This window comes from Paenibacillus borealis (assembly GCF_000758665.1).
GTDB classification, from domain to species: domain Bacteria; phylum Bacillota; class Bacilli; order Paenibacillales; family Paenibacillaceae; genus Paenibacillus_AQ; species Paenibacillus_AQ borealis.
The window spans coordinates 1,449,625-1,469,236 of sequence record NZ_CP009285.1 but is presented as its reverse complement, the minus strand read 5'-3'; the positions used below and the strand labels follow the sequence as shown (position 1 = coordinate 1,469,236).

General features: G+C 52.7%; 19 protein-coding genes. 7 read left to right on the top strand and 12 right to left on the bottom strand.

Annotated features, from left to right (window positions below; genetic code table 11):
* Positions 1-72: 72 nt before the first annotated feature.
* The 5 genes from alr to PBOR_RS06215 form a co-directional block, all read right to left on the bottom strand.
* The gene (gene alr / locus PBOR_RS06235; RefSeq protein ID WP_042210940.1) at positions 73-1,254 is read right to left on the bottom strand and encodes an alanine racemase; all 1,182 of its coding nucleotides are present in this window, start codon (positions 1,252-1,254) and stop codon (positions 73-75) included.
* Positions 1,255-1,436: 182 nt separating this feature from the next.
* A complete protein-coding gene (locus PBOR_RS06230) occupies positions 1,437-2,519 on the bottom strand; it encodes a LolA family protein (protein WP_042210939.1) in 1,083 nt (360 codons plus the stop codon).
* Positions 2,520-3,096: 577 nt separating this feature from the next.
* Positions 3,097-3,996 (bottom strand): DUF4367 domain-containing protein, encoded by a 900-nt coding sequence (locus PBOR_RS06225; protein ID WP_042210938.1) that lies wholly within the window; start codon positions 3,994-3,996, stop codon positions 3,097-3,099.
* On the bottom strand, positions 3,993-4,556 hold the full coding sequence (locus tag PBOR_RS06220) for a sigma-70 family RNA polymerase sigma factor (RefSeq protein WP_042210937.1): 564 nt from the start codon (positions 4,554-4,556) through the stop codon (positions 3,993-3,995). Before PBOR_RS06220 ends, PBOR_RS06225 begins: the two co-directional genes overlap by 4 nt.
* Positions 4,557-4,754: 198 nt before the next feature.
* A complete protein-coding gene (locus PBOR_RS06215) occupies positions 4,755-5,957 on the bottom strand; it encodes an MFS transporter (RefSeq protein WP_042210936.1) in 1,203 nt (400 codons plus the stop codon).
* 181 nt (positions 5,958-6,138) lie between these two features.
* On the opposite strand from PBOR_RS06215, the gene PBOR_RS06210 reads away from it, so the two are divergent.
* Complete coding sequence (locus tag PBOR_RS06210) at positions 6,139-6,714, top strand: TetR/AcrR family transcriptional regulator (RefSeq protein ID WP_042210935.1); 576 nt, start codon at positions 6,139-6,141, stop codon at positions 6,712-6,714.
* 7 nt (positions 6,715-6,721) lie between these two features.
* On the opposite strand, the gene PBOR_RS06205 is transcribed toward PBOR_RS06210, so the two are convergent.
* From PBOR_RS06205 to PBOR_RS06195, 3 genes are all read right to left on the bottom strand, one after another.
* Positions 6,722-6,904, bottom strand: coding sequence for an aspartyl-phosphate phosphatase Spo0E family protein (locus tag PBOR_RS06205; protein ID WP_042210934.1), 183 nt, complete (start codon positions 6,902-6,904; stop codon positions 6,722-6,724).
* A 202-nt stretch (positions 6,905-7,106) separates the two neighbouring features.
* Positions 7,107-8,012 (bottom strand): EamA family transporter, encoded by a 906-nt coding sequence (locus tag PBOR_RS06200; RefSeq protein WP_052429353.1) that lies wholly within the window; start codon positions 8,010-8,012, stop codon positions 7,107-7,109.
* Positions 8,013-8,183: 171 nt separating this feature from the next.
* Positions 8,184-8,600 carry a MarR family winged helix-turn-helix transcriptional regulator gene (locus PBOR_RS06195; protein ID WP_039307558.1) on the bottom strand — a complete coding sequence of 139 codons (417 nt, stop codon included), beginning with the start codon at positions 8,598-8,600 and terminating at the stop codon, positions 8,184-8,186.
* A 341-nt stretch (positions 8,601-8,941) separates the two neighbouring features.
* Here PBOR_RS06195 and PBOR_RS06190 point away from each other — a divergent pair, with 341 nt between their 5' ends.
* The 3 genes from PBOR_RS06190 (at position 8,942) to PBOR_RS06180 (ending at position 11,616) form a co-directional block, all read left to right on the top strand.
* The gene (locus tag PBOR_RS06190; RefSeq protein ID WP_039307555.1) at positions 8,942-9,478 is read left to right on the top strand and encodes a DoxX family protein; all 537 of its coding nucleotides are present in this window, start codon (positions 8,942-8,944) and stop codon (positions 9,476-9,478) included.
* A 208-nt stretch (positions 9,479-9,686) separates the two neighbouring features.
* On the top strand, positions 9,687-10,811 hold the full coding sequence (locus PBOR_RS35285; protein ID WP_052429352.1) for a stalk domain-containing protein: 1,125 nt from the start codon (positions 9,687-9,689) through the stop codon (positions 10,809-10,811).
* Positions 10,812-10,836: 25 nt separating this feature from the next.
* Positions 10,837-11,616, top strand: a complete 780-nt coding sequence (locus tag PBOR_RS06180; RefSeq protein ID WP_174479806.1) for a TatD family hydrolase — start codon at positions 10,837-10,839, stop codon at positions 11,614-11,616.
* Positions 11,617-11,957: 341 nt separating this feature from the next.
* On the opposite strand, the gene PBOR_RS06175 is transcribed toward PBOR_RS06180, so the two are convergent.
* From PBOR_RS06175 to PBOR_RS06160, 4 genes are all read right to left on the bottom strand, one after another.
* A complete protein-coding gene (locus PBOR_RS06175; protein ID WP_042210932.1) occupies positions 11,958-12,533 on the bottom strand; it encodes a histidine phosphatase family protein in 576 nt (191 codons plus the stop codon).
* 80 nt (positions 12,534-12,613) lie between these two features.
* Positions 12,614-13,903, bottom strand: a complete 1,290-nt coding sequence (locus PBOR_RS06170) for an MFS transporter (protein WP_042210931.1) — start codon at positions 13,901-13,903, stop codon at positions 12,614-12,616.
* An 86-nt stretch (positions 13,904-13,989) separates the two neighbouring features.
* A complete protein-coding gene (locus PBOR_RS38310; protein ID WP_042210930.1) occupies positions 13,990-15,144 on the bottom strand; it encodes a winged helix-turn-helix domain-containing protein in 1,155 nt (384 codons plus the stop codon).
* Between the two features lie 183 nt (positions 15,145-15,327).
* A complete protein-coding gene (locus tag PBOR_RS06160; RefSeq protein ID WP_042210929.1) occupies positions 15,328-16,065 on the bottom strand; it encodes a YjgB family protein in 738 nt (245 codons plus the stop codon).
* A 356-nt stretch (positions 16,066-16,421) separates the two neighbouring features.
* Here PBOR_RS06160 and PBOR_RS06155 point away from each other — a divergent pair, with 356 nt between their 5' ends.
* From PBOR_RS06155 to PBOR_RS06145, 3 genes are read left to right on the top strand one after another with little or no spacing between them, the layout of a single operon-like run.
* Entirely contained in the window at positions 16,422-16,916 is a 495-nt protein-coding gene (locus PBOR_RS06155) for an RNA polymerase sigma factor (RefSeq protein WP_052429786.1), read from the top strand.
* Positions 16,913-17,257: a hypothetical protein gene (locus PBOR_RS06150; RefSeq protein ID WP_042210928.1), complete on the top strand. Its 345-nt coding sequence runs from the start codon at positions 16,913-16,915 to the stop codon at positions 17,255-17,257. Before PBOR_RS06155 ends, PBOR_RS06150 begins: the two co-directional genes overlap by 4 nt.
* Positions 17,247-19,607: a carboxypeptidase-like regulatory domain-containing protein gene (locus tag PBOR_RS06145; protein ID WP_042210927.1), complete on the top strand. Its 2,361-nt coding sequence runs from the start codon at positions 17,247-17,249 to the stop codon at positions 19,605-19,607. The genes PBOR_RS06150 and PBOR_RS06145 overlap by 11 nt, the downstream gene beginning before the upstream one ends.
* Positions 19,608-19,612: the final 5 nt, after the last annotated feature.

Genomic DNA, 19,612 nt, shown 5'->3' with positions numbered 1-19,612 from the left:
AGACTATAAGTCACACGCTCTATACGGGTTAGTCCTTATTTTCAATTCCTGCACAAGGTACCTGGTCAGGCTTCAAGCCTGCAGCAAGGGATTCACGAGGTTGGGTGACATGCCTTCGCGTACATATACACGGGGCACCCGGTGAGCCAGCATACAGATGACTTCGTAGTGAATCGTCCCAAGATGGAGTGCCAGTTCATCTGCCGTGATCGACACGGCTCCCTGGCGGCCGATGAGTACAACCTCTTCGCCAGCTTTGATTTGTTCCGCTTCTTCAGCGAAAGATTTGAGTGATACCATACACTGGTCCATGCAGATTGTTCCGACGACAGGAACGCGGCGTCCGCGTATTAGCACCTCCGCTTTGCCCGTTAGCATGCGGGAGTATCCGTCAGCGTATCCCACGGGAAGCGTAGCGATTACCTCATCGCTGTCCGTGAAATACCGGGTGCCGTAGCTGATGCCTGAGTCAGGCGGCAGGGTCTTGATATAGACTGCCTGCGTCTTCAGCGTCATTACCGGGTGTAAAGCCACCAGCTCGCGGTTCACCTCACTTGAGGGATAGAATCCGTACAAGCTTATGCCTACACGCACCATGTTACTGGATAAGAGAGGTGTATCAATGGCCGTAGCGCTATTGCCCGTATGTATGATCGGGATGTTAATATTAATGTCCCGAAGCGCTTCCGCCACGCTCATGAAACGTCGGTGCTGCATCAGTGTATAGCTTTTGTTCTGTTCGTCTGCCTTGGCAAAATGAGTAAACATGCCCTCCAGCTCCGCCTGCGCTACAGAATGCACTTCAGCAATGAAAGCAGGTGCTTCAGCCGGCAATAATCCCAGCCTGCCCATCCCGCTGTCAATCTTGATGTGCACCTTCAGCCGGTGCTCCGGATCTGCAGGAAGCTCTTTAACAGCCTCCAGTACTTCCGGTGTGAACAGTGTTACGGTAACGTTGTTCTTCCAGGCAACGGCTATCCCTTCCGGGGAGGTGTAGCCCAGCACCAGAATAGGAAGTAGTATTCCCGCCTGACGCAGCTCCAATGCCTCATCCAGGAAGGCGACACTAACATAATCCGCTCCAAGTCGTTCCAGCTCCCGGGTCACTTCCACGGCACCGTGTCCGTACGCATTTCCTTTGACGCATCCCATGAATTTGGTCTCCGGCGGCAGTGCCGCCCGAAAAGCCTCATAATTGGCACGCAAATCATCCAGATTGATCTCGGCTACTGTCGGTCGATAGCTTGCTTGCACTTCAGGTTCACCTTCTTACATTGTAGTAAAACACCTATGCCGAAATCGCATAGAACTTGGGGTCTTACTGCAATGGTAATGCTTAGAGAAGGCCCCTGTCAATGTGAGCAGAACCAGCAAAAAAACGGATACTGCGTGTAGAGGAATAATATCCACGTTGCGCAGTATCCGCCTACTGATATTTATTTACCCGATTGTTCCTCCATAGAAGCGGCTATTTGCATCATTTCCGTAACTGGCAGATTATCGCTCGTGATGCGGTACTCTACGCCTTCACTCATCCACGTAAGTGTCTGCTGTTCATCCCCGCTAAGCAGGCCTGCGGTGAACCCCAGATCAATCAGTGTTCCCGGAGCCAGCGATACCGCACGGTCCAGCGGACGGGCTTCCATAATCGTGTACTGGTAGATGCCGTCATAGCGGATAAGCACCGCATGATCCTTGCTGCCTTCAATTTTGTTGGTATCCTTCAGCTTCACACCTACCGGAACGTAATCCGGCTCGATGATTCCGAAGTCGCCCAGCTCTGCGGTAACCGGCTGGCCAGCCTGTTCGCCGTCTTCTGTAACTACCGGATTACCGTTTTCGTCCACCTCAGCTACAGTGCTCTCCGAAGGTGAGCCCGTGGCCATATTCTTTTGCATATCAAAAGAATCTGCGGCGAATTCCGGATCAAACTTGAAGCTGTCGAAGGTCACGTTAACGACAACCTTGGCTTCGGAATCCGATACCTGAACCTGCTTTGGTTCATAGGTTTTTTTGGCCAGCCAGATCTTCTGGCGGACCAGCGCGCTGCTCTGATAATTCGCTGCTACCTCAAATACATAATTGTCCCCGTCCTCTACGAACTGGCGGTTGTTGTCGGAGACAATTCCCTTGAGCAGCGTTTGGTACAGATATACCTGTCCCTGGCTGTCCGGCCAGTCACTCTGGAAGCGGAAGCTTTTGCCGAGGCTTGGTGTCAATACGAATACGCCCTCATCATTGCGCAGGACAATCTGCTTCACATCCTTCTGGACATTAGACAGGCTGATCCGGTAGTACGAAGGATTCTTGTACCATACTTCCACTTTGTATTCCTGCGGCTGCTCCCCGGTGTACAAGGTCATCGTGCCTGAGCCTTGATAAGCTCCCTGCTTGCTCTCCAGCTTGTCAGACACACTATTCAAATCCTTGACCACAGAGGCGGCATCCTTCTTCCCGCACCCCGTCAATACTAAGGCCACGCTCATAATGATCGCGAGTACCCATGTTATCCGGCGCATGACATCATCCCCTTAACCTGTTTTGAATGCATTGATTAGTACATGTCTATGAAGGACTTGGCCTCAATATGCAGACGGGCATGACAAGCTTGAGGAGAAGGTTGCGCGCGGCCCCCCATCCATTGTCTTCGATGCTTGGATTCAGGTTCGTTAAGGCCTTCCCCCGGTCTCTTCTCCTGCCTTCCTCCTGATCCTTGCGGACTGTAGAGCCTTTATTTGTTCGAAAAAAATAATTTAGACGGCCTAACGGACCGTACAGCACTTATTGCCGCTTTGACAGGTATATTTGGGGTGGAAAGCCCAATATAAGGTCGCTGATGTCCGCTAGCCTGCGGAAAACCGGCTTTTGGCAGAAATAAGGGCGCCTCAGTCCGTTACAGAGAACCCGCGTAAACTCCCCATTCAGAACCTTATAATCTATTGGTATTCTTTCATATATATAATAGAAACAAGTCATAGGTATCCGCAAAAAAACACCAGACTGTTCCCCTCCAATCAGGGATCACGGCCTGGTGCATCTAATTCAGCTTACGGGTGGTATCCGTACTAGCTATCCTCTATCCTATTACAGTTATGCTTACCAGCGAATCGATTCGGCAATTTTCAGTACCTCAGCCCGGTCAAGTCCGCGGGTGCTGAGGCCGTATAGTACTCCGTTTGCTTCCCAGTCCAGACTTCTGCCACTGACTAGAACCGCATCGGTTCCCTTGATCTTCACCTGCTCTACCGTACCATCTGTCGACATTGCAAAGGCATTGTCCTCATTGGCCAAGCGCAGCTGCATCCAGATCCGCTTCCCATTCTCCTTGCTGGAGAAGAACAATTCAACAACCTGTCCGTCCACGCCTTCCCCGCCCTTGAAGAATTCTCCATGGTCAAAGGCGAAGCCCTCAGGCAAATATTCCGGCAGCTTTACTTTGAAGAGGGCGTATTTGTCCAGCTCCGCTGGCTCCTTGACAGCAAATTTATGCGCCGCCTCGTCCTTATCCCGCTGCTCCTGCTCGCTCAGGGTAATTAGCTTATCCCCGTCAAAGTCCACTATGGCCTCACCGGCTGCATTGAAGATGGCTTCCGGCATGGGATCGAAGGAATTGACCGGATTGCCGTCCTGATCAAATATCTTACCCTTCCAGGCATCCGGGAACACCGGCGGAACGCTCGCATCCATCTGACTTACCTCAATGTGTCCCAGATTGACCGACTTCAGCACCCGCTCCAGCATCTCCTCCGCGAAAGAGGGTCTGACGAAGGAAGCACTCACCAGTCCTGCCACCAGCAGGGAAAACGCAATCATGGCCGGACGTCTGAAACGTTGTTTTATACTCATCTTTAATTCCTCCTGTTCCTGTAATGAGCGGCGTCTCACTTGACGGAGAATGGCCACCTTATTGGAGTCCCGGGAGAAGTCCTGCTGTGCCAGATATTGTTCCAGCTCCAGCAGTTCAAGCAAATCCGCTGTCTCCTGCTTATTCTTCATAGCCCTTCCACACTCCCTATTTCAGTTTTGAGTTTCCGCATGCTGCGATAGAGAATGACCCCGACGTTGCTCTCCGTCATTCCTGTAACCAGCGCAATTTCCGTATTCTTCAGATCTGCCCCGAATTTCAGGGCGATGATATTCCGCTCCTTCTCACTGAGCGTATCCAGCGCCAGCTTCAACCGGTCATTGCGTTCACCTTCGAGAATCAGGTCTTCAGGCTCCTTTTTGCCGGATACCAGCTCCCGGATTGCATCCAATGAGAAGAAGCGGTTCCTGGCTCGGCTTCTGTAATAGTCATTCACTACATTCCTGGCAATGGCGAACAGCCACACCTCCAGCGGAGCTTTCTCCGGGGAGTAGCCGGGCAGCTTGGACCATGTCTTCTCGAACACCTGGCTGGCCAGATCCTCGGCGGTGTAACGGCAATTCACCCGGTAGGCAATATAATTGAATATCCGTGTATAGTAGGTTTCAAATACAGCTGTGAATTCCAGCTCTGTTTCGGTATTTGCTTGAATTCTTCCGTGAATCAAAGGCAGCAATGCGCGCTCTTGCATCCTTAGAGGCCCTCCCTTCCAGGCTGAATTTACTTGGCCAAGTAATTTACATGAGCTAGTACGCTCTCTATGTCTATTCCATTACAGAATCAGACGGACAAATTAAAAAAGACAGAGGATGGAAGCTCCCCTGCCTACTTTAATTAGATTAGGAATATCCGGCTATGCGGATTATTGCTGAACGCCCTGCTTCCGTTCTTAGGCAAGATTCTTCTTCTCGGTCAAAAAGTACACCAGGGCCAGCACCGGCAGAGCCATCCCGATCAGTGTAGCCAGACTCCAGCCGCCATAAGCATAAGCCCAGCCGCCCAGCGAAGATCCCACTGCTCCGCCTACGAAGAATATCGCCATAAACAATCCGTTCAGCCGTCCTCTTGTTTCATTGCCGAGCGAATAAATCGCCCGCTGCCCCAGTACCAGATTGCCGGATACACTCATGTCCAGCAGTATTGCCGTAAGAACCAGCAGACCGAGTGTAAGATTCGAATCATCCCGGAGCAGATAAGCCAGAATAAAGGATACGGCGGCAAGTGAGATGGCAACACCGGTTAACAGCCTGGTCCAGCCCCGGTCTGCCAGTCTGCCCGCTATAGGGGCTGCTACTGCTCCACCCACACCGGCCAGTGCAAACAGGGCAATTCCCTGCTGGGAAAGGTGATAGTAGCTGGACAAGTGCAGGGGAACTGTCGTCCAGAACAGGCTGAAGGCGCTGAACAAGCTGGCCTGATACATCGCCCGGCGCCGCAGAACCGGTGTGTGCATCCATAGTGTACCCAGGGAGCGGATTAATTGGCCGTAATTCAGCGTAGGTGCTGGCTTGCGTGCCGGTAGTATACGGGACAGAAGCAGGGTCAGGAGCGCAATCACAACTGCTGAGACAACGAATATGGACTTCCAGCCCCACAGTCCGGCCATGAAGCTCGCCACCGGCCGCGCAAACATAATACCAAGCAGCAGTCCGCTCATCACATTGCCTACCACGCGGCCGCGTTCTTCCTCTGCTGCCAGATAAGAAGCATAAGGCACCAGTATCTGCGCTGCTACCGAGCCCAGCCCGATAAACATGGAAGCCGTAAGAAACAGTGGCGCATTAGGTGCGAGTGCTGCAGCTGCCAGAGCGGCTACGACCAGAACCAGTGACGTTACAGCGAGCCGCCGGTTCTCGATAATATCACTGAGCGGTACAATGAACAGCAGTCCGACGACATAACCGATTTGTGTCAGCGTAACAATCAGACCCGTGGCTCCGGGAGACAGATGAATGGCCTGCCCGATCGGTCCGACCAGCGTCTGTGCATAGTAGAGATTCGCCACAATCAGACCGCAGGATACTGCGAGCAGAAATGTGATCCAGCCGGGAACAGCCTTGTGATTTACAGAGGATACTGCTTGTTGTTGCATTAGTAACTCCACCTTTCAATTTTTAATACTGAACGTACAGTTTAGTAATTCCTATGACCAAATAATATACTAAACGTTCAGTATTGTAAATAGGCATTTTTATGTTATACTCCAGTTACAGATTGTATAGAGTTTGGAATTTGAAGGCTTCTATGCAGTAATCTATTAGGAGGGAATCGCCATGGATAAGAAGAGAGGCCGGCCGCGCAATACGGAGGCGAAGAATGCCATTCTGAATGCTTCATATGATTTATTGCTGGAGATGGGATTCGGTGCAGTTACGGTGGAGAAAATCGCGGAACAGGCTCAGGTCAGCAAAGCGACCATCTATAAATGGTGGCCGAATAAAGCTGCGGTAGTGATGGACGGATATCTTTTTGCCGCTACCGCCAGGCTGCCAATACCGGACAGCGGCTCTGTGAAGGAGGATTTGCTGATTCACGCGGGCAACCTGGCCATGTTCCTGTCCAGCCGGGAAGGCAAAGTAATTACTGAGCTGATCGGTGAAGGACAATTTGACGCGGGACTGGCTGAAGCTTACCGCAGCAGATATTTCGGTCCACGCCGCCAGGAGGCCTGGCAATTGCTCGAACGGGGAGTGGCCAGAGGAGAATTGAAGCAAGAGCTCGACATCGGGAGTAGTATCGACTTGATTTACGGGCCCATTTTTTACCGGTTATTGCTGACGGGAGATGAGCTGAACGAGGAATCGGTCCGAAAGCTAGTCTTGCTGGCGCTTGAGGGGATTCAGGCCTGACAGCTGCTTAACGCTTAGAATCGCGGTTCTTACTGGTAATATCTGCTTTGTGGTATTTATTAATAAGGTCGTCCAATTTTCGGGACTGTCTGATTACGCTGGGATGCAGCCGGCCGTGCTGCTCTTCCATCTGATTCAGCCGGGTCCGCTCTGCTTCGATATGCTTTTGGATAGCTTCCAATTGATCCATTATCTTCCCTCCTGCAGATATTTTATAAGGATATGGCGAATTGCAGGGTCCTTCGCACAATGCAGTATGCATAAAAAACCACCGGATATACGGGAACCTTCCCCATCCGGTGGTTTTTGATTTCGTGTATGACGTTACTTTTAACGGTTAGACGGTTCAGGCTTACACTATCTATTGGAAGAATTCAGGGATTTCGTTCGATTTATTTAGCATTCTCTAGATTCCGCGATTTCAAAGAAACCATTACAGTCATAAGTACAACCATTCCCGCTCCCAGCGCCTGGAACAGATTGAAGGGGATGGACAGCCAGATTACGGAGGAGATGATTGCTGAGATCGGTTCCGTACAGGACAGCAGGCTGGCTTCATGCGGAGCAATGTGGCGGAGACTGCCGATGTATAGATAGAAGGCGGCTAATGTTCCTAGCAGAATAACGAAAAGAATAGCCAGAATGATAGACAGCGACCATTCGGCAGACGGCACGGACCAGACCGGATGAATCAGACTCATCCCTGCTCCCCCCACAATCATCCCCCAGCCCATCAGCAGCGAAGTGCTGTACAGCTTCAGCAGTGGACCGGAATAGAGCGTATAGAACGTCAAGGAAACCGCGGATAGAATCCCCCAGATCAATCCTCTCAGGGGAACGGTCAGCTCAGAGGAATCGCCGCCGGTCAGCAGTAAATATGTTCCTCCCAGCGCGAGCAGTGCACCGATGATATCCAGCGGAGCCAGCTTTGTTCTTGTCCAGATAACAGTGTACAGGAGAATAAACAACGGGGCTAAATACTGCAGCAGTGTGGCGATGGCAGCATTGCCTGACTCAATGGAAGCGAAGTACGTGTACTGCACGCCAAGCATGCCCAACAGTCCGAACAGCAGCATTTGAAGAATGAATCTCCGGTCCAGCCACAGCCTCCATACCTGCGAGCCTTCCTTGCGGACTGTAAGCATCAGGAATAGCACTCCCGATACCAGCAGCCTCAGGGTCACCAGCCAGGCCGCAGGCAGCATGGCCTGCTGGAACAAATGCTGGGCTACCGTCCCCGATACTCCCCATAGTAAAGCTCCACCGGAGGCCATAATGATTCCTTTGGTCCGCGACATTGACTCCACCCCTCCAGCGTATATGTATTGATATTAAGGGTTAATTATACGGACCACCGGCTGTTTCTTCTGGTAGATAAATCATATCTGGCGGAGCATATTCGCCTTATTCTTCACAGTAAACAGAGCCTTTCGTTTCGAAAGACCCTGCTTCTCCGGCATGCACTTGTATTACAGCTTAATCTTGGCAAGCAGGCTCATCAGCTGCTGCTTCTCTTCAGGAGCGAACTCCTCATAGACCGCTTCCAGCAGCGATTCGGATACCGCCTCGAACACCGGCTGCAGCTCCCGTCCTTTTGGAGTAAGCGATAACCTGAAGATCCGCCCGTCCTGCTGGTCCTGCTCCCGCCTCACGTAATCCAGCCGCAGCAATTTGTCCACTAATGCCGTAATCGTAGACTTATCCTTATCAATCCCACGGGACAACTCGTTCATTGTAAGAGCTTCCCGGGCAAACAGCTGATACAGAATATCTCCGTGCGATGGAGCGATGCCGTGAATATCATGCTTTTTCAATTCCTGTTCAATGAACTTATTTCCGCGTCGGTGGATACGGCCAATGACCGCCAATACATTTTTTTCATTCATATCTTATATGGTAGATTTATATAAATTAGGTGTCAAGCGGCTTCGTCCAGCCCTCTAAAAGTATATATAATCCGGGTATTGAAAATTTTATGAAATATTATTCAAATTTTAGTTTGATATAAAAATTTATTTGAATTTTGTGATTTATATCACACTATTTGTGAAAAAAATCACTTAAAATTAAAGTATCGAAGATGATCATCCGATACACAGATAAAGATTTTCAGGATAGGTAGCTCACAGACAGTTAGCCAATAAAACTTAAGCCAATGCTTCCGAAGTGTGTTATGAACGACGTGACTTGCAGAAGGTATGCTAACTAAACTTTAGGAGTGGAGATTATGTTCAACAACTGGTTTCGCACAAACAAAGCAGCTATGGTGCTGCTCACAATAGTACGTCTGTATGTAGGTTATCAATGGATTGAAGCAGGCTGGCACAAACTTACCGGCGGTTTCGATGCTTCCGGCTTCCTGAAAGGGGCCATTGCCAAAAGTGTCGGTGAAGATGCCACTGTACAAGCCTGGTGGGGCAGCTTCCTGCAGCATGCGGCGCTTCCCGGTGTCAATTTCTTCAATCTGCTGGTTCCTGCAGGTGAATTTCTGGTCGGACTTGGCCTGATTCTGGGCACCTTCACTACCTTCGCCGCTCTGATGGGAATCGTTATGAACTCTGCCTACCTGCTCTCAGGTACGGTCAGCACCAACGTCCAGCTGCTGCTTATGGGAGTGATCATTGTGGTCTCGGCGGCCAATGCCGGCAGAATCGGTCTTGATTATTGGGTCCTCCCTTACCTGCGCAGCTTGTTCCACAAGAAGGATCATACTCCCGCAGCCCGGCCTCTGGCTCCCGTTCAGGCTATGAAACGTTCCGTATAACTAAATTAATAGACTATACCTTAAAGGACCCGCAAGAAAAGGACAGCATCCGCTTCCTTCTCCTGCGGGTCTTTGTCATACGCTTAGCGCGCAGAGCAGGTAACCGTAACAGGCTTGTCTTATCTTTGTTAACAGAACGTGACCCGCAAGCGGAGTTTTTCATTTATAATAAAATGGATTGGAATTTCCAGACTCCGGAGGTTAACTTATGAAAAAATTAATAGCTGCGTCCGCCATCGCCCTGCTCTTCGCAGGTCATGCGGCGGCTTCATCCATAAATATTGCCCATTCTGCCGCTGCTCCACTGACTCTTATAATAGATGGACAACCCGCTCTTCCCCAAGTTCCACCCTTCTATTCTGAAGGAACTTTATATGTACCTGCTATTGCCCTGATGGAGTATTACCCTATTCAGCTGAAGTGGGATAATGCCCGTAAGCAGCTTACGCTTTCGACCGATTGGGATAATAAAGTCCTTACCCCCGGCAGTTCCTCTATGCAGGTGCGCTATACACAATCAGATGGAAGTTATATAGATAGCCTGGAGGCTCCTGTTATTCTTAAGGCCGGACATGTATATATTCCGGCAGATAGTCTGAATTCTCTTACAGGTGCTACGGCTGAGCTGGAAGCAGGAGGAACCCGGGTCGCCATTACGCCGGGCAGTCTAAGCACCACCGTCAGAGTTCCCGCTGATCCCCTCGTTGTCGCCGCGGATAATGCCAAGGTCAAGCTGTATGCCGCGCTGAAGGACGGCAACACCTACAAAGGCTTCATACTTGAAGTGAACGGCAAGAAGCACAGCTTCGGCTGGACCGTGAACAGAGATTTCTCGCATCCGCCCCAGCTCTTCTATGCCGATGTGGATGGTGACGGCAAGCCGGAAGCCACCGTTGTATTCACTTTGGGCACAGGAACGTCATTAGTAGCGCAGGAGGTTCATGTGGTCAAGCCTGAGCAGTGGAAGGAGCTCTCCGTACCTGCAGCGGACCAAGCGGCTTCTGCTGTAGTATCCTCCAGCATTTCGCTGGATAAGAAGGATGTGCTGCTGAAGCTTGAGCTCCAAGGTGATAAGCCATCTAAAGTAACGATGCGAATTCCGGACCGGGCAGAGGATGGATTGAAATATTTCGGCAAGACTGCCGGTATTGGTGCTGTTACCTACTACTCGGTGAAGGGCGGCAAGCTATTAGCAGATACCAGCCTAATGGTAGGCATGACCGAGAGCATGGGGACGCTGAAGCTGGAATACAAGGCAGGCGCAGCGGGGATGGAGCTCGGCTCCATCACTTTTGAACCACATGATACCACTCAGCAATTTGTTGAGAAATAACCTGCGGGGGAAGGAGCGGTTACGTATGATTGATGCCCATATTCATCTGGACCAATATGAAGAGACTTTGTTATCCTCCTTGCTGCAAAGCCTGCCGGAGCAGGGCATTGAGTCGCTGATTGCCGTCTCGATGAACCTCGCTTCCAGTATACGCACTCAGGGGATAGCAGCCCGTTACCCGGGTCTGGTGAACCCCGCCTATGGCTTCCATCCTGAACAGCCGCTGCCGCCGGAAGAAGATCTGGCCGCGCTGCTGGACTGGATCACACACCATACCGCAGATATGGTCGCTATAGGTGAAATCGGGCTGCCCTACTATTCCCGGGCCGAGGCAAAAGAGCGCGGGGAAGCTTGGGACATGGAACCTTATATCCGGCTTCTGGACAGACTCCTTGGCCTGGCTGCACAATTAGCCAAACCGGTGGTGCTGCATGCCGTCTATGAAGATGCCTGGACCGTATGTGATTTGCTTGAGCAGCATCATATTACCCGGGCCCATTTCCATTGGTTCAAGGGCCCGGGAGATACTGTCGACCGTATGATCAGCCGGGGCTATTATATTTCGTTCACTCCCGATATTCTCTATGAACAGGAGATTCAGGATCTCGCGCGCCGCTACCCGCCGGAGCTGGTCATGGCGGAGACGGACGGCCCCTGGCCGTTTGAAGGGCCATTCACCGGGCGCACCACCCATCCGGCAATGGTGCATGACGTTGCCGCCGCCTGGGGAGCGCTGCATGGTTATACCGCGGGCGAAGCGAAGGCTATTTTAACAGCGAATACGTTGCGGTTCTACGGACTGTAGCTTAGCTTTCACCGTACCACAGTGAATTATGGACTCTGACGCGGCTGCCGCCAGTAAATCCTGCACAAAGTACAACATTTCCCGCATTAAATGGGCCGCAACCTCAAATTGTTGTACAAACTGCAGCATTTCTCCTCCTCCAAGCGGTTTGGCGGGACAATTCTTGTATTTCATACAACAATCATCCCAATGGCCCGGGTATCTATGGCCCGAAGTTGCAATTCGTGCAACATTTTTACTTATGCAGAGCGAACTTAAGATGCTCACTCTCCTCCCTCGCGCCAAAGAACGCCCCCAGCCCATCAGCAGCTTGGGACGCTCTTCCGGCCAATCTTCCCTTCTCATTCCTTTACTACAAGTCGCTCCACCCCGGTCAATCTGCCTTCCGAGAAGGCCATGACGTAAATATCCGGCTTGGTGGTCTTCAGCAAGAAGTCAAGATCATATTCTGGGGCAAAATAGCCCATCATTAACGCCATAACCAGCCCGTGGGTACCGATGGCAACCCGTTCTCCTTCATGTGCCTGCAGGATTTCCTGCAGCGCCTCTACGGCACGCGCCTGGCATTCGCGGTTCGATTCCCCGCCCGACAGGGCATAGTCCGGATCGGCATACATCGCCTGAAGTGAAGCAAGCAGATCCTCGTCCGGCAGCTGCCGGTTGCCCTCCATCCAGACCTTCTCTCTCAGATCCTCCTTAAGCGTAATTTCCTGCCCAAGTACCTTGGCCAAATCGGCTATCGTATGTATGGCCCGGATATACGGGCTGCTGTACAGCGCACCAATGCCTTCATTACGCAGGCATGCTGTTACTCTGCGGGCATCCTCTTCCCCTCTGGGAGAAAGGGCGCGCGTCCATTCGTCCACCCCGGTCCGGAGTGAATCCCCGTGTCTCACCATGTAAATATAAGTCGTCATTGGTTCCTCCTGAATAGTAATGTGACAGTGCAGAAAAAGCCCCGAAGGGCTTGAGCTTAAACTTACTGTCTGCCTGTATGCTACCCCTGATCTACTGCAGCTGCTGGCTGTGCACCTTCCAGCTTAAGCTTGGCCACAGGCCAGAGCAGCCGCCCGAACATCAGACCCGCCAGACCCAGAAGTAGCTGCAGCAGGCCGGTGTTGATAAAAATACGGGCAGGGCCTGCATACTGGACAAGCAGACCGCCCAGCAAAGGTGCAACAATAAGTACCGTGCTGAGTACGGTGTTCTGGATGCCGAAGATACGGCCTGTCATATGCGGCGGAGTTTCTTTTTGCAGACAATAATTGAACGTAACCATAAATACCCCGTTTCCGGTCCCCAGTACAAATCCGATCAGCAGAACCCATACTATCGAAGCGCCCGGCTGGAGCAATCCAAGTGCAGCAATGGAACCGCCAATCAGTACATATCCTGAGCCGAGCCTCCAGCTATATCCCGTTTCCGGATTCAGCTTATTCAGCAGAAGTATGATCAGCACAGCTCCTGCTCCGGTAGCGGCTACCATCCAGCCGAGCAGGGATTCCCGCTCCGGTGCAAATACCCGGAACAAGCTGGTGAATTGAAAGTCGACCACTTGAATCACTAGTGCCCCGGCCAGCCCGAATAGCATAGTACTCAGCAGGATCCGGCTGCGCAGCATGAAGCTCCAGCCTTCCCGCCACATCGTATGCAGCGGAATCTTGTCTTCCGGCGCCTCCGGCTGCTTGCTGTCCTCTTCATCTGTACGGATGTTCTTTACGGACAGCAGCAGCAGATAAGAGCAGCCGCGCAGTAAGGCATTGATTAGGATGCACCATTGCGGCGTAAGGAAGGCGAGCGCCAGACCTCCGAGCAGAGGGCCGGCGATTTTGGAGCCCTGATTAACCAGTCCATTCAGCGACGAGGCTTGCAGCAGCTGATCCTCTCTGACCAGGCTGCGGGTCAACGACTGCTGGGCAGGCATATTCAGCGTGGATAGCGCTGAACGCAGCGCCAGCAAAGGCAGCAGCCATACCATACTCGGGGCGAATAGCACCAGTACGGTCAACAGCGCGGTCAGCAGATCGCAGACGCGCATCAGCTTCAGCTTATCCAGCCGGTCGGCGGCTACACCGGCAATCGAGCCAAACAGAATGCTCGGCAGCGCCAGCGCTACCGGAATAAGCGCCAGCATCAGCGGCCCGGCCTGCCAGCGGTAGCCGACCAGCACCTGAATAGCCAGTGCATCGAACCAGTCGCCGAAGCTTGCCGTGGCGAAGGCGCTGTACACGCGCATGTACGTTTTGTTATGCAGCAGGCTGGTTCCCTGCTTGGTTGAAAGCTCCATCTGACATTCCTCCAGGTTACATGTTATATCGTAGAATGTGTGATGCATTCTTGATCCTAATGTAACGGAGAATTGTCAGAGAATTATCAGGGGGCCTCCAGCAGCCGCAGCAGCATCTCTTCAAGGGGCTGTTCCAGCCGGATCAGACCAAAAGCTTCAAGCTCTGCTGTAAACAGGCGCTCATACTTGCGGTACAGGGCATTTCCGTTCAGGAACATGCGGCAGAAATGATAGACCCGGTACAACGCATAGAGCCGGAGCGGCACAAAGCCTGACATATCGAGCACCTGCAATCCCTCATTGATCAATTTCCCCCCCTCTGCCCACTGTGCATGCCGCAGCTTCCAGAGTCCCTTCACCACTTTATAACCGCCAATCTCCCGCAAAAAAGGCTTGTCCCTCAGGATTCGGCTGACTTCCCCGTCCAACCGTTCCAGCTCCTCCTCTCCGGCTCCTGCCACCAGACGGATGAACAACTCCGTAATCATCGTCACCGGAACGAAGTTCTCATAGCCGGGTCCGGTGATTACCTGATAGGAACGTTTCAGGCGTTCCAGCGCTTTTTCCGGCTGTCCTGCCAATGTGTACAAATCCAGCATCGTCAGAATCTCCAGCTCCAGCTGTTCAGGCGAATTCAGCAGCTTCCGTTCAATTAGCCGCTCGGCGTATTCCACCTTCACCTTAGGGTCCCCAATGAAGAAGTAGAACAGGTTGAGATAAAAAAGCCGGTCCTTCAGCGGAATCTCATCCGTCTGTATCAGCCACTCCACATCTCCCTGGACGAAATGAACAACCATTGAACTATGCGGATCCAGCTCGTAACCGAGGATGTCCTGCTGGCGTGCTAGGGTCAGCATGGAATTGCCCTGACCGTAGACATGGAACTTCATGAACACCTCACGCATGGTATCGCGCAGCTCCGGATCATTCGTTGCCGGATTCATCACCACCCCTTCAAGGGAGCCAGACACGGCCAGACTATAGCCGAATCCGCGGATGGTCTTAATGTCGATTCCGCTAAGCCCGCGCAGCTTCTTGCGCAGCCGGTAGATATGATCATCGACGGTCCGCTCCACCGGATACTCCATGGGCCATACTTTATCCAGAAGCTGCTCGCGGCTGAAGGTCCGTCCCCTGTTGCGGTACAGAAACTGCAGAAGCGCAAACTCCTTGGGCAGCAGCTCTATAGTTAATCCGCCGGCAGATACTTTATATTCACTTCCGTTCAACTCCAGATGCATAGCTGTGCCTCTTTTCTTCTACAGATCAACCTATAGACTGATTATATCAGCAAGGTGTTCTGCGCACGATAGCAGCCTTGTATTCATGGAGCGCCTACTCCCGCCTGTATCCGGTGATCAAGAAGAGTCCCTCCACAGTTGCCGCTGCGAAGGGACTCTTCTTGAAATTGCTCTATCTATGATCTAGCCTGCCATATTGTTGAATGAATCCCGTTCGGAGAATACAGAAATATGATTCACAGTACCGGTCGAGTCCGGGATGATGAACTTGAGCTGATACTGTTTACCCGCCTGGTATATATAAATGTCATCACTGCCGTTCACTGCTGTATCATCGGGCTTGCCGAGCACTTCTTCTATCTGCTTCAGCGTCAGCTTCTGCAGGTCCGCGGCACTCGAACGCACATCGAAAATCCGGCTGCCTTTGTTGAAGCCGAATACCACATGCTTGGCGGTATAGGTGGAATAGATACCTTTGCCGGCTGACTCTTTCGTGTCCGGCTCGCCCCATGCCGCTTCCACATCGTCAATGAGTCCGCTGTGTGCAGCATATTCCACGCCGGGCACCTTGCCCTGCCCGGCAAGCTGCAGCAGCTCTTTCAGCTGCTTGCTCAGCTCCTGCGGCGTAGCGGCCGCAGAGGTCCCGCCCGCAGCTCCAGGGTCTGCAGCTGCGGGTGAAGCGGCCGCAGCAGATCCGCCTGCGTCAGGCGCTGCTGTTGCTGCACCGCCAGCTTCAGCCGGCTCCGTGCCCGCCGCCGGGGCGGGACTTCCTTCCGGCTGTGCAGACGCCGGAAGCTCCGTGGCCTGCGCAGCCGCCCCGCCGGTATTCGCAGCATCCGGCTTGCCGGAATCACAGGCGGTAAGGCTAAGCATCCCGCCGAGTAATATAATGCCGGCTATCTTTTGGAATGATGTAATCATGATGCCATCTCCTTCGTTATAGGGAACATCCTCTAAAGTCTAAACTGTTAACCTATGACGCAGGGACCCCGGTAAAGGTTGCAGCATGCTCCTTCTATAGAATTTTATCAGCATGGAGCAGCTGGGACTGATGCTGCCGCGTGTAGTTGCAGGGTTGCCCTTACCGCAGAACGCTATTGCACTTTCTGCAATTAAGAAGCACATTCGCTGCTCATGCCCTTCAAACCAGGAATTATTTCCCTGCGGCACGCAACCTTCCTCCCGCAGCACGCATCTTACTAGTAAAGGGAGGGGAGCTTCATCTGGATATTATAGAGAGAATTAAAGCCAGGGATGAGTCCGCTCTCCGCCTGCTGATGGAGCAATATGGGGATATGCTGCTCCGGACCGCCTGGCTGCTGCTGCGGGACCGGCAATCTGCCGAGGAAGCCGTGCAGGATACCTTCATTCAAGCCTATGCCAAAATCGGGCAGCTGAAGGACCCTCAGCGTCTGAGAGCCTGGCTGATCACCATCGTGGTCAACCGCTGCCGGATGAGGCAGCGGACATGGAACTGGCGGAATATATTTCCTGCGGCAGAGAGCGGTGCCTGGGTGCAGGATGAAGCAGGCACCTCCGCAGGCGCAGAAGAGCTGTTTATAGCAGAGTGGCATAATCTGCAGCTGAGCGAAGCTGTAAGAAGTCTGGATTACATCTACCGCGAATGTCTGACGCTGTACTATTTCCACGAGATGAGCATCCGCGAGATTAGCGGGCAGTTAAGATTACCGGACAATACCGTGAAATCCCGGTTATCCCGGGGACGGATACTGCTGAAGCAGATTCTGGAGAAGGAGGGGCATGTTCTATGAGCAATGAACAAGAAGACATCAAACGCCGTCTGGATGAAGAGCTGAGCCGCCTCTCCTTCAGCGGACAGGAGCGGGTTCTCCAGCAGACTCACCCTGCCGCACCCTTAGCCCGCCTACGGGCGCTATGGAATAAGGAGCTGGAAATTCCGCTCAAGCCACTGGGCGCATTATCTGCGCTGTTAGTGGCAGGTGCACTTGTCCTGTGCTACCCGCAGAGCGGAACCCCGGATCAGCAAGCCCGTCCGCTGCCGGCACAGGGCCAGCGGGAACTGATTGAAGCCGGCGGCAATACGTACTGGAAAGACATCTATGAACAGGCGGTGAGACGCCATGAAAATTAGGATCAAGGTTAAGCAGCTGGTGCTGTTCGTGCTGCTTCCGCTTGCGCTGCTGATACTAATACCGGCTGTTGTTCAGCGGGCAGCGCCAACGGTTCAGCAGGCAACCTCCGCAGCGGCAAATACCGGGACCAAGGCACGCGGGGAACTGCTGAACACGCTGAATTCCAGCAGCGGCAGCAAACGAATGACCCTTATCCGTACCAGGCTCATTGAGCCCGGTACTGCCGGACCGCCATACCATTACAATGTATATATCGGCTCTTCTTCAAGCCAGTGGAGCCAGAACAATAACGAAGAACCCCCTTCCCTGCTGCTTCCCGGGGATAAGCTGCGTTTCCTGAGAGAGTATATGCTAGAAGGCCCTATAGACAACTATCTGCTTACTGCCGCTAAACAGCTGGCCTATGAATATGATGTCCTGGGCACCGGAAGTGACGGAGACAAGGTCCTTACGGAGGCTATTGCAAGAATTAGCAGCAAATCCTCTTTGGCCAGAGAGCTGACCATGCTTCAGGCCGAGCGGGCACTGAATGCAGGTAATTGGGCGGCTGCAAGAGTGCTGCTGATGCAGGCTGACTCCCCGGGGCATTATGGCGAAGAAGAATTAGATGCCCGTTCGGCCTGGCTGGGTGCACGTTTGCTCTTTGCCGAGGGAGACAATAGCGGAGCGCTGAAGCTGATAAACAACGGTTTGGAGAGTTATCAGGAGGTCCGTGACCGGAAGTATCATGAGATGAACGAAGGGAATGGTGGAGACTCCCAAGACTCCAAAGACTCCAATGGCTCCAGGGGGAACTCTGCATCCGTACCGGAATCCCTTAAACCAGTTTCGCAGGTTCTGGAGGAGCCACATTCTGAATCAGAGCGGCAACTGCTCCTGATGCGGAGCGCCTTATTATCCGCTGCGGAAGCAGGAAGCTCTGCTCCTGCCACCTTGTCAGGGACACTTACCTACAGCGACGGCACTCCGGTCTCCCGGGCAGGCATCTTCCTGCGGCCGGAGAGCGAAGTGAGTCATAGTGTGTTAAATGGCTCGGAGCCATATGAAATCTACACGGATGCGCAGGGCCGCTTTTCATTCTCAGGCGTCATTCCCGGCTATTACCAGCTTCATCTGGGCCTGAGCTTTGAGCAGATCGACGGCTGGACCTGGCCTGTGCAGAGTGATGACTGGATCGAGGTCAAACCAAATGACCGTTTGACCAATAATATCATCCTCCAGCCCTTGCTGGAGCTGAAATCACCGGTAAATTCGCAGATCCTTACAGGGGATTCTGTAGAATTCGAGTGGGAAGCCGTTAAGAATGCGGCTTCCTATAGCCTGAGCGGCACAGTCTCAGCGGAAGACAGCACCTTCAGTTATGTAGTCCGCCAGCATATCACTGATAACAGGATAACCATTCCGGTAGAAGAGTTGTATAACAGCGGCGGCTTCTCCACCAGCAGCAGCGGAGAAGGCTGGGAATCGGTTGAGCCTTCGTCCCTGCTTGGATTCGCCGATCCAAGCGGCCGCTTCTCGTGGAGCATCGAAGCCTATGATGAATCCGGACGGGTGATTACCCGCAGCAATGGTTACCGGCTGAACGAGGATACCGTCGGTAATCTGCCTTTCTTCTATTTACAGTCGCGCAGTCTGACCGCTGCCGATCAGCTGGTCAAAGCACAGAAGCTAGAACAGGCACTGGAAGCGTACCGCCATGACTATGCCGTAGATCCCCAGGATGATCATGCCCTCAAGATGCTGGTTCATCTCATGACAGCCAAGGCTTCCTACACTAAAGACAAATCCTTAGAAGCAGCAACGATGCCTCTGCTAGTGAAGCTTGTACAGCTTCGCCCGACTGCAGACTATGTCTTCAACCTGGCGCATTACTACTATGAGCAGGCCGACTGGAAAAGCTACAATCATTATTATTCCTGGTTTCTTGAGCTGCGTGATCAGAAACCGCACAGCTATGATCAGGGAATTAACGCTACCGCGCTGATGTACCAGGGGGAATTGGACGAAGCCCGCAGGCAATTCATTGCCTCACTGGAGGAGGATGGCAGCCACCGTTTCATTGGCAATTATCTCGCTGCAGAGCTGGCGGCGGGACAGCCGCTGGATGCCGTACTGCAGCTTGCTCAGCGTTATCCACAGCATAGTCCCGGCTCCGTCACTATTAACTGGGCGAAGCTAATTACCCGGATGAAGGCAGAACGTGCCAGACAGCCGGAGGTCTTTGACCGGCAGCTGAAGCAGGTGCTGGAGCTATATACAGAGCGATCCGGGAAGCTCAAGCAATGGACCGAAGAAAGCGGGGATTCCGCGCTGAAGACGTTCATGAAAGCCGTTCTGGAGGTGGGCTAGTCTAC

Excerpts from the sequence above, each read along its gene's own strand:
- PBOR_RS06230 (WP_042210939.1), bottom strand. The coding sequence starts at position 2,519 with ATGCGCCGGATAACATGGGTACTCGCGATCATTATGAGCGTGGCCTTA.
- PBOR_RS06225 (WP_042210938.1), bottom strand. The coding sequence starts at position 3,996 with ATGAAGAATAAGCAGGAGACAGCGGATTTGCTTGAACTGCTGGAGCTG.
- PBOR_RS06220 (WP_042210937.1), bottom strand. The coding sequence starts at position 4,556 with ATGCAAGAGCGCGCATTGCTGCCTTTGATTCACGGAAGAATTCAAGCA.
- PBOR_RS06215 (WP_042210936.1), bottom strand. The coding sequence starts at position 5,957 with ATGCAACAACAAGCAGTATCCTCTGTAAATCACAAGGCTGTTCCCGGC.
- PBOR_RS06210 (WP_042210935.1), top strand. The coding sequence starts at position 6,139 with ATGGATAAGAAGAGAGGCCGGCCGCGCAATACGGAGGCGAAGAATGCC.
- PBOR_RS06205 (WP_042210934.1), bottom strand. The coding sequence starts at position 6,904 with ATGGATCAATTGGAAGCTATCCAAAAGCATATCGAAGCAGAGCGGACC.
- PBOR_RS06200 (WP_052429353.1), bottom strand. The coding sequence starts at position 8,012 with ATGTCGCGGACCAAAGGAATCATTATGGCCTCCGGTGGAGCTTTACTA.
- PBOR_RS06195 (WP_039307558.1), bottom strand. The coding sequence starts at position 8,600 with ATGAATGAAAAAAATGTATTGGCGGTCATTGGCCGTATCCACCGACGC.
- PBOR_RS06190 (WP_039307555.1), top strand. The coding sequence starts at position 8,942 with ATGTTCAACAACTGGTTTCGCACAAACAAAGCAGCTATGGTGCTGCTC.
- PBOR_RS35285 (WP_052429352.1), top strand. The coding sequence starts at position 9,687 with ATGAAAAAATTAATAGCTGCGTCCGCCATCGCCCTGCTCTTCGCAGGT.
- PBOR_RS06180 (WP_174479806.1), top strand. The coding sequence starts at position 10,837 with ATGATTGATGCCCATATTCATCTGGACCAATATGAAGAGACTTTGTTA.
- PBOR_RS06175 (WP_042210932.1), bottom strand. The coding sequence starts at position 12,533 with ATGACGACTTATATTTACATGGTGAGACACGGGGATTCACTCCGGACC.
- PBOR_RS06170 (WP_042210931.1), bottom strand. The coding sequence starts at position 13,903 with ATGGAGCTTTCAACCAAGCAGGGAACCAGCCTGCTGCATAACAAAACG.
- PBOR_RS38310 (WP_042210930.1), bottom strand. The coding sequence starts at position 15,144 with ATGCATCTGGAGTTGAACGGAAGTGAATATAAAGTATCTGCCGGCGGA.
- PBOR_RS06160 (WP_042210929.1), bottom strand. The coding sequence starts at position 16,065 with ATGATTACATCATTCCAAAAGATAGCCGGCATTATATTACTCGGCGGG.
- PBOR_RS06155 (WP_052429786.1), top strand. The coding sequence starts at position 16,422 with ATGGAGCAATATGGGGATATGCTGCTCCGGACCGCCTGGCTGCTGCTG.
- PBOR_RS06150 (WP_042210928.1), top strand. The coding sequence starts at position 16,913 with ATGAGCAATGAACAAGAAGACATCAAACGCCGTCTGGATGAAGAGCTG.
- PBOR_RS06145 (WP_042210927.1), top strand. The coding sequence starts at position 17,247 with ATGAAAATTAGGATCAAGGTTAAGCAGCTGGTGCTGTTCGTGCTGCTT.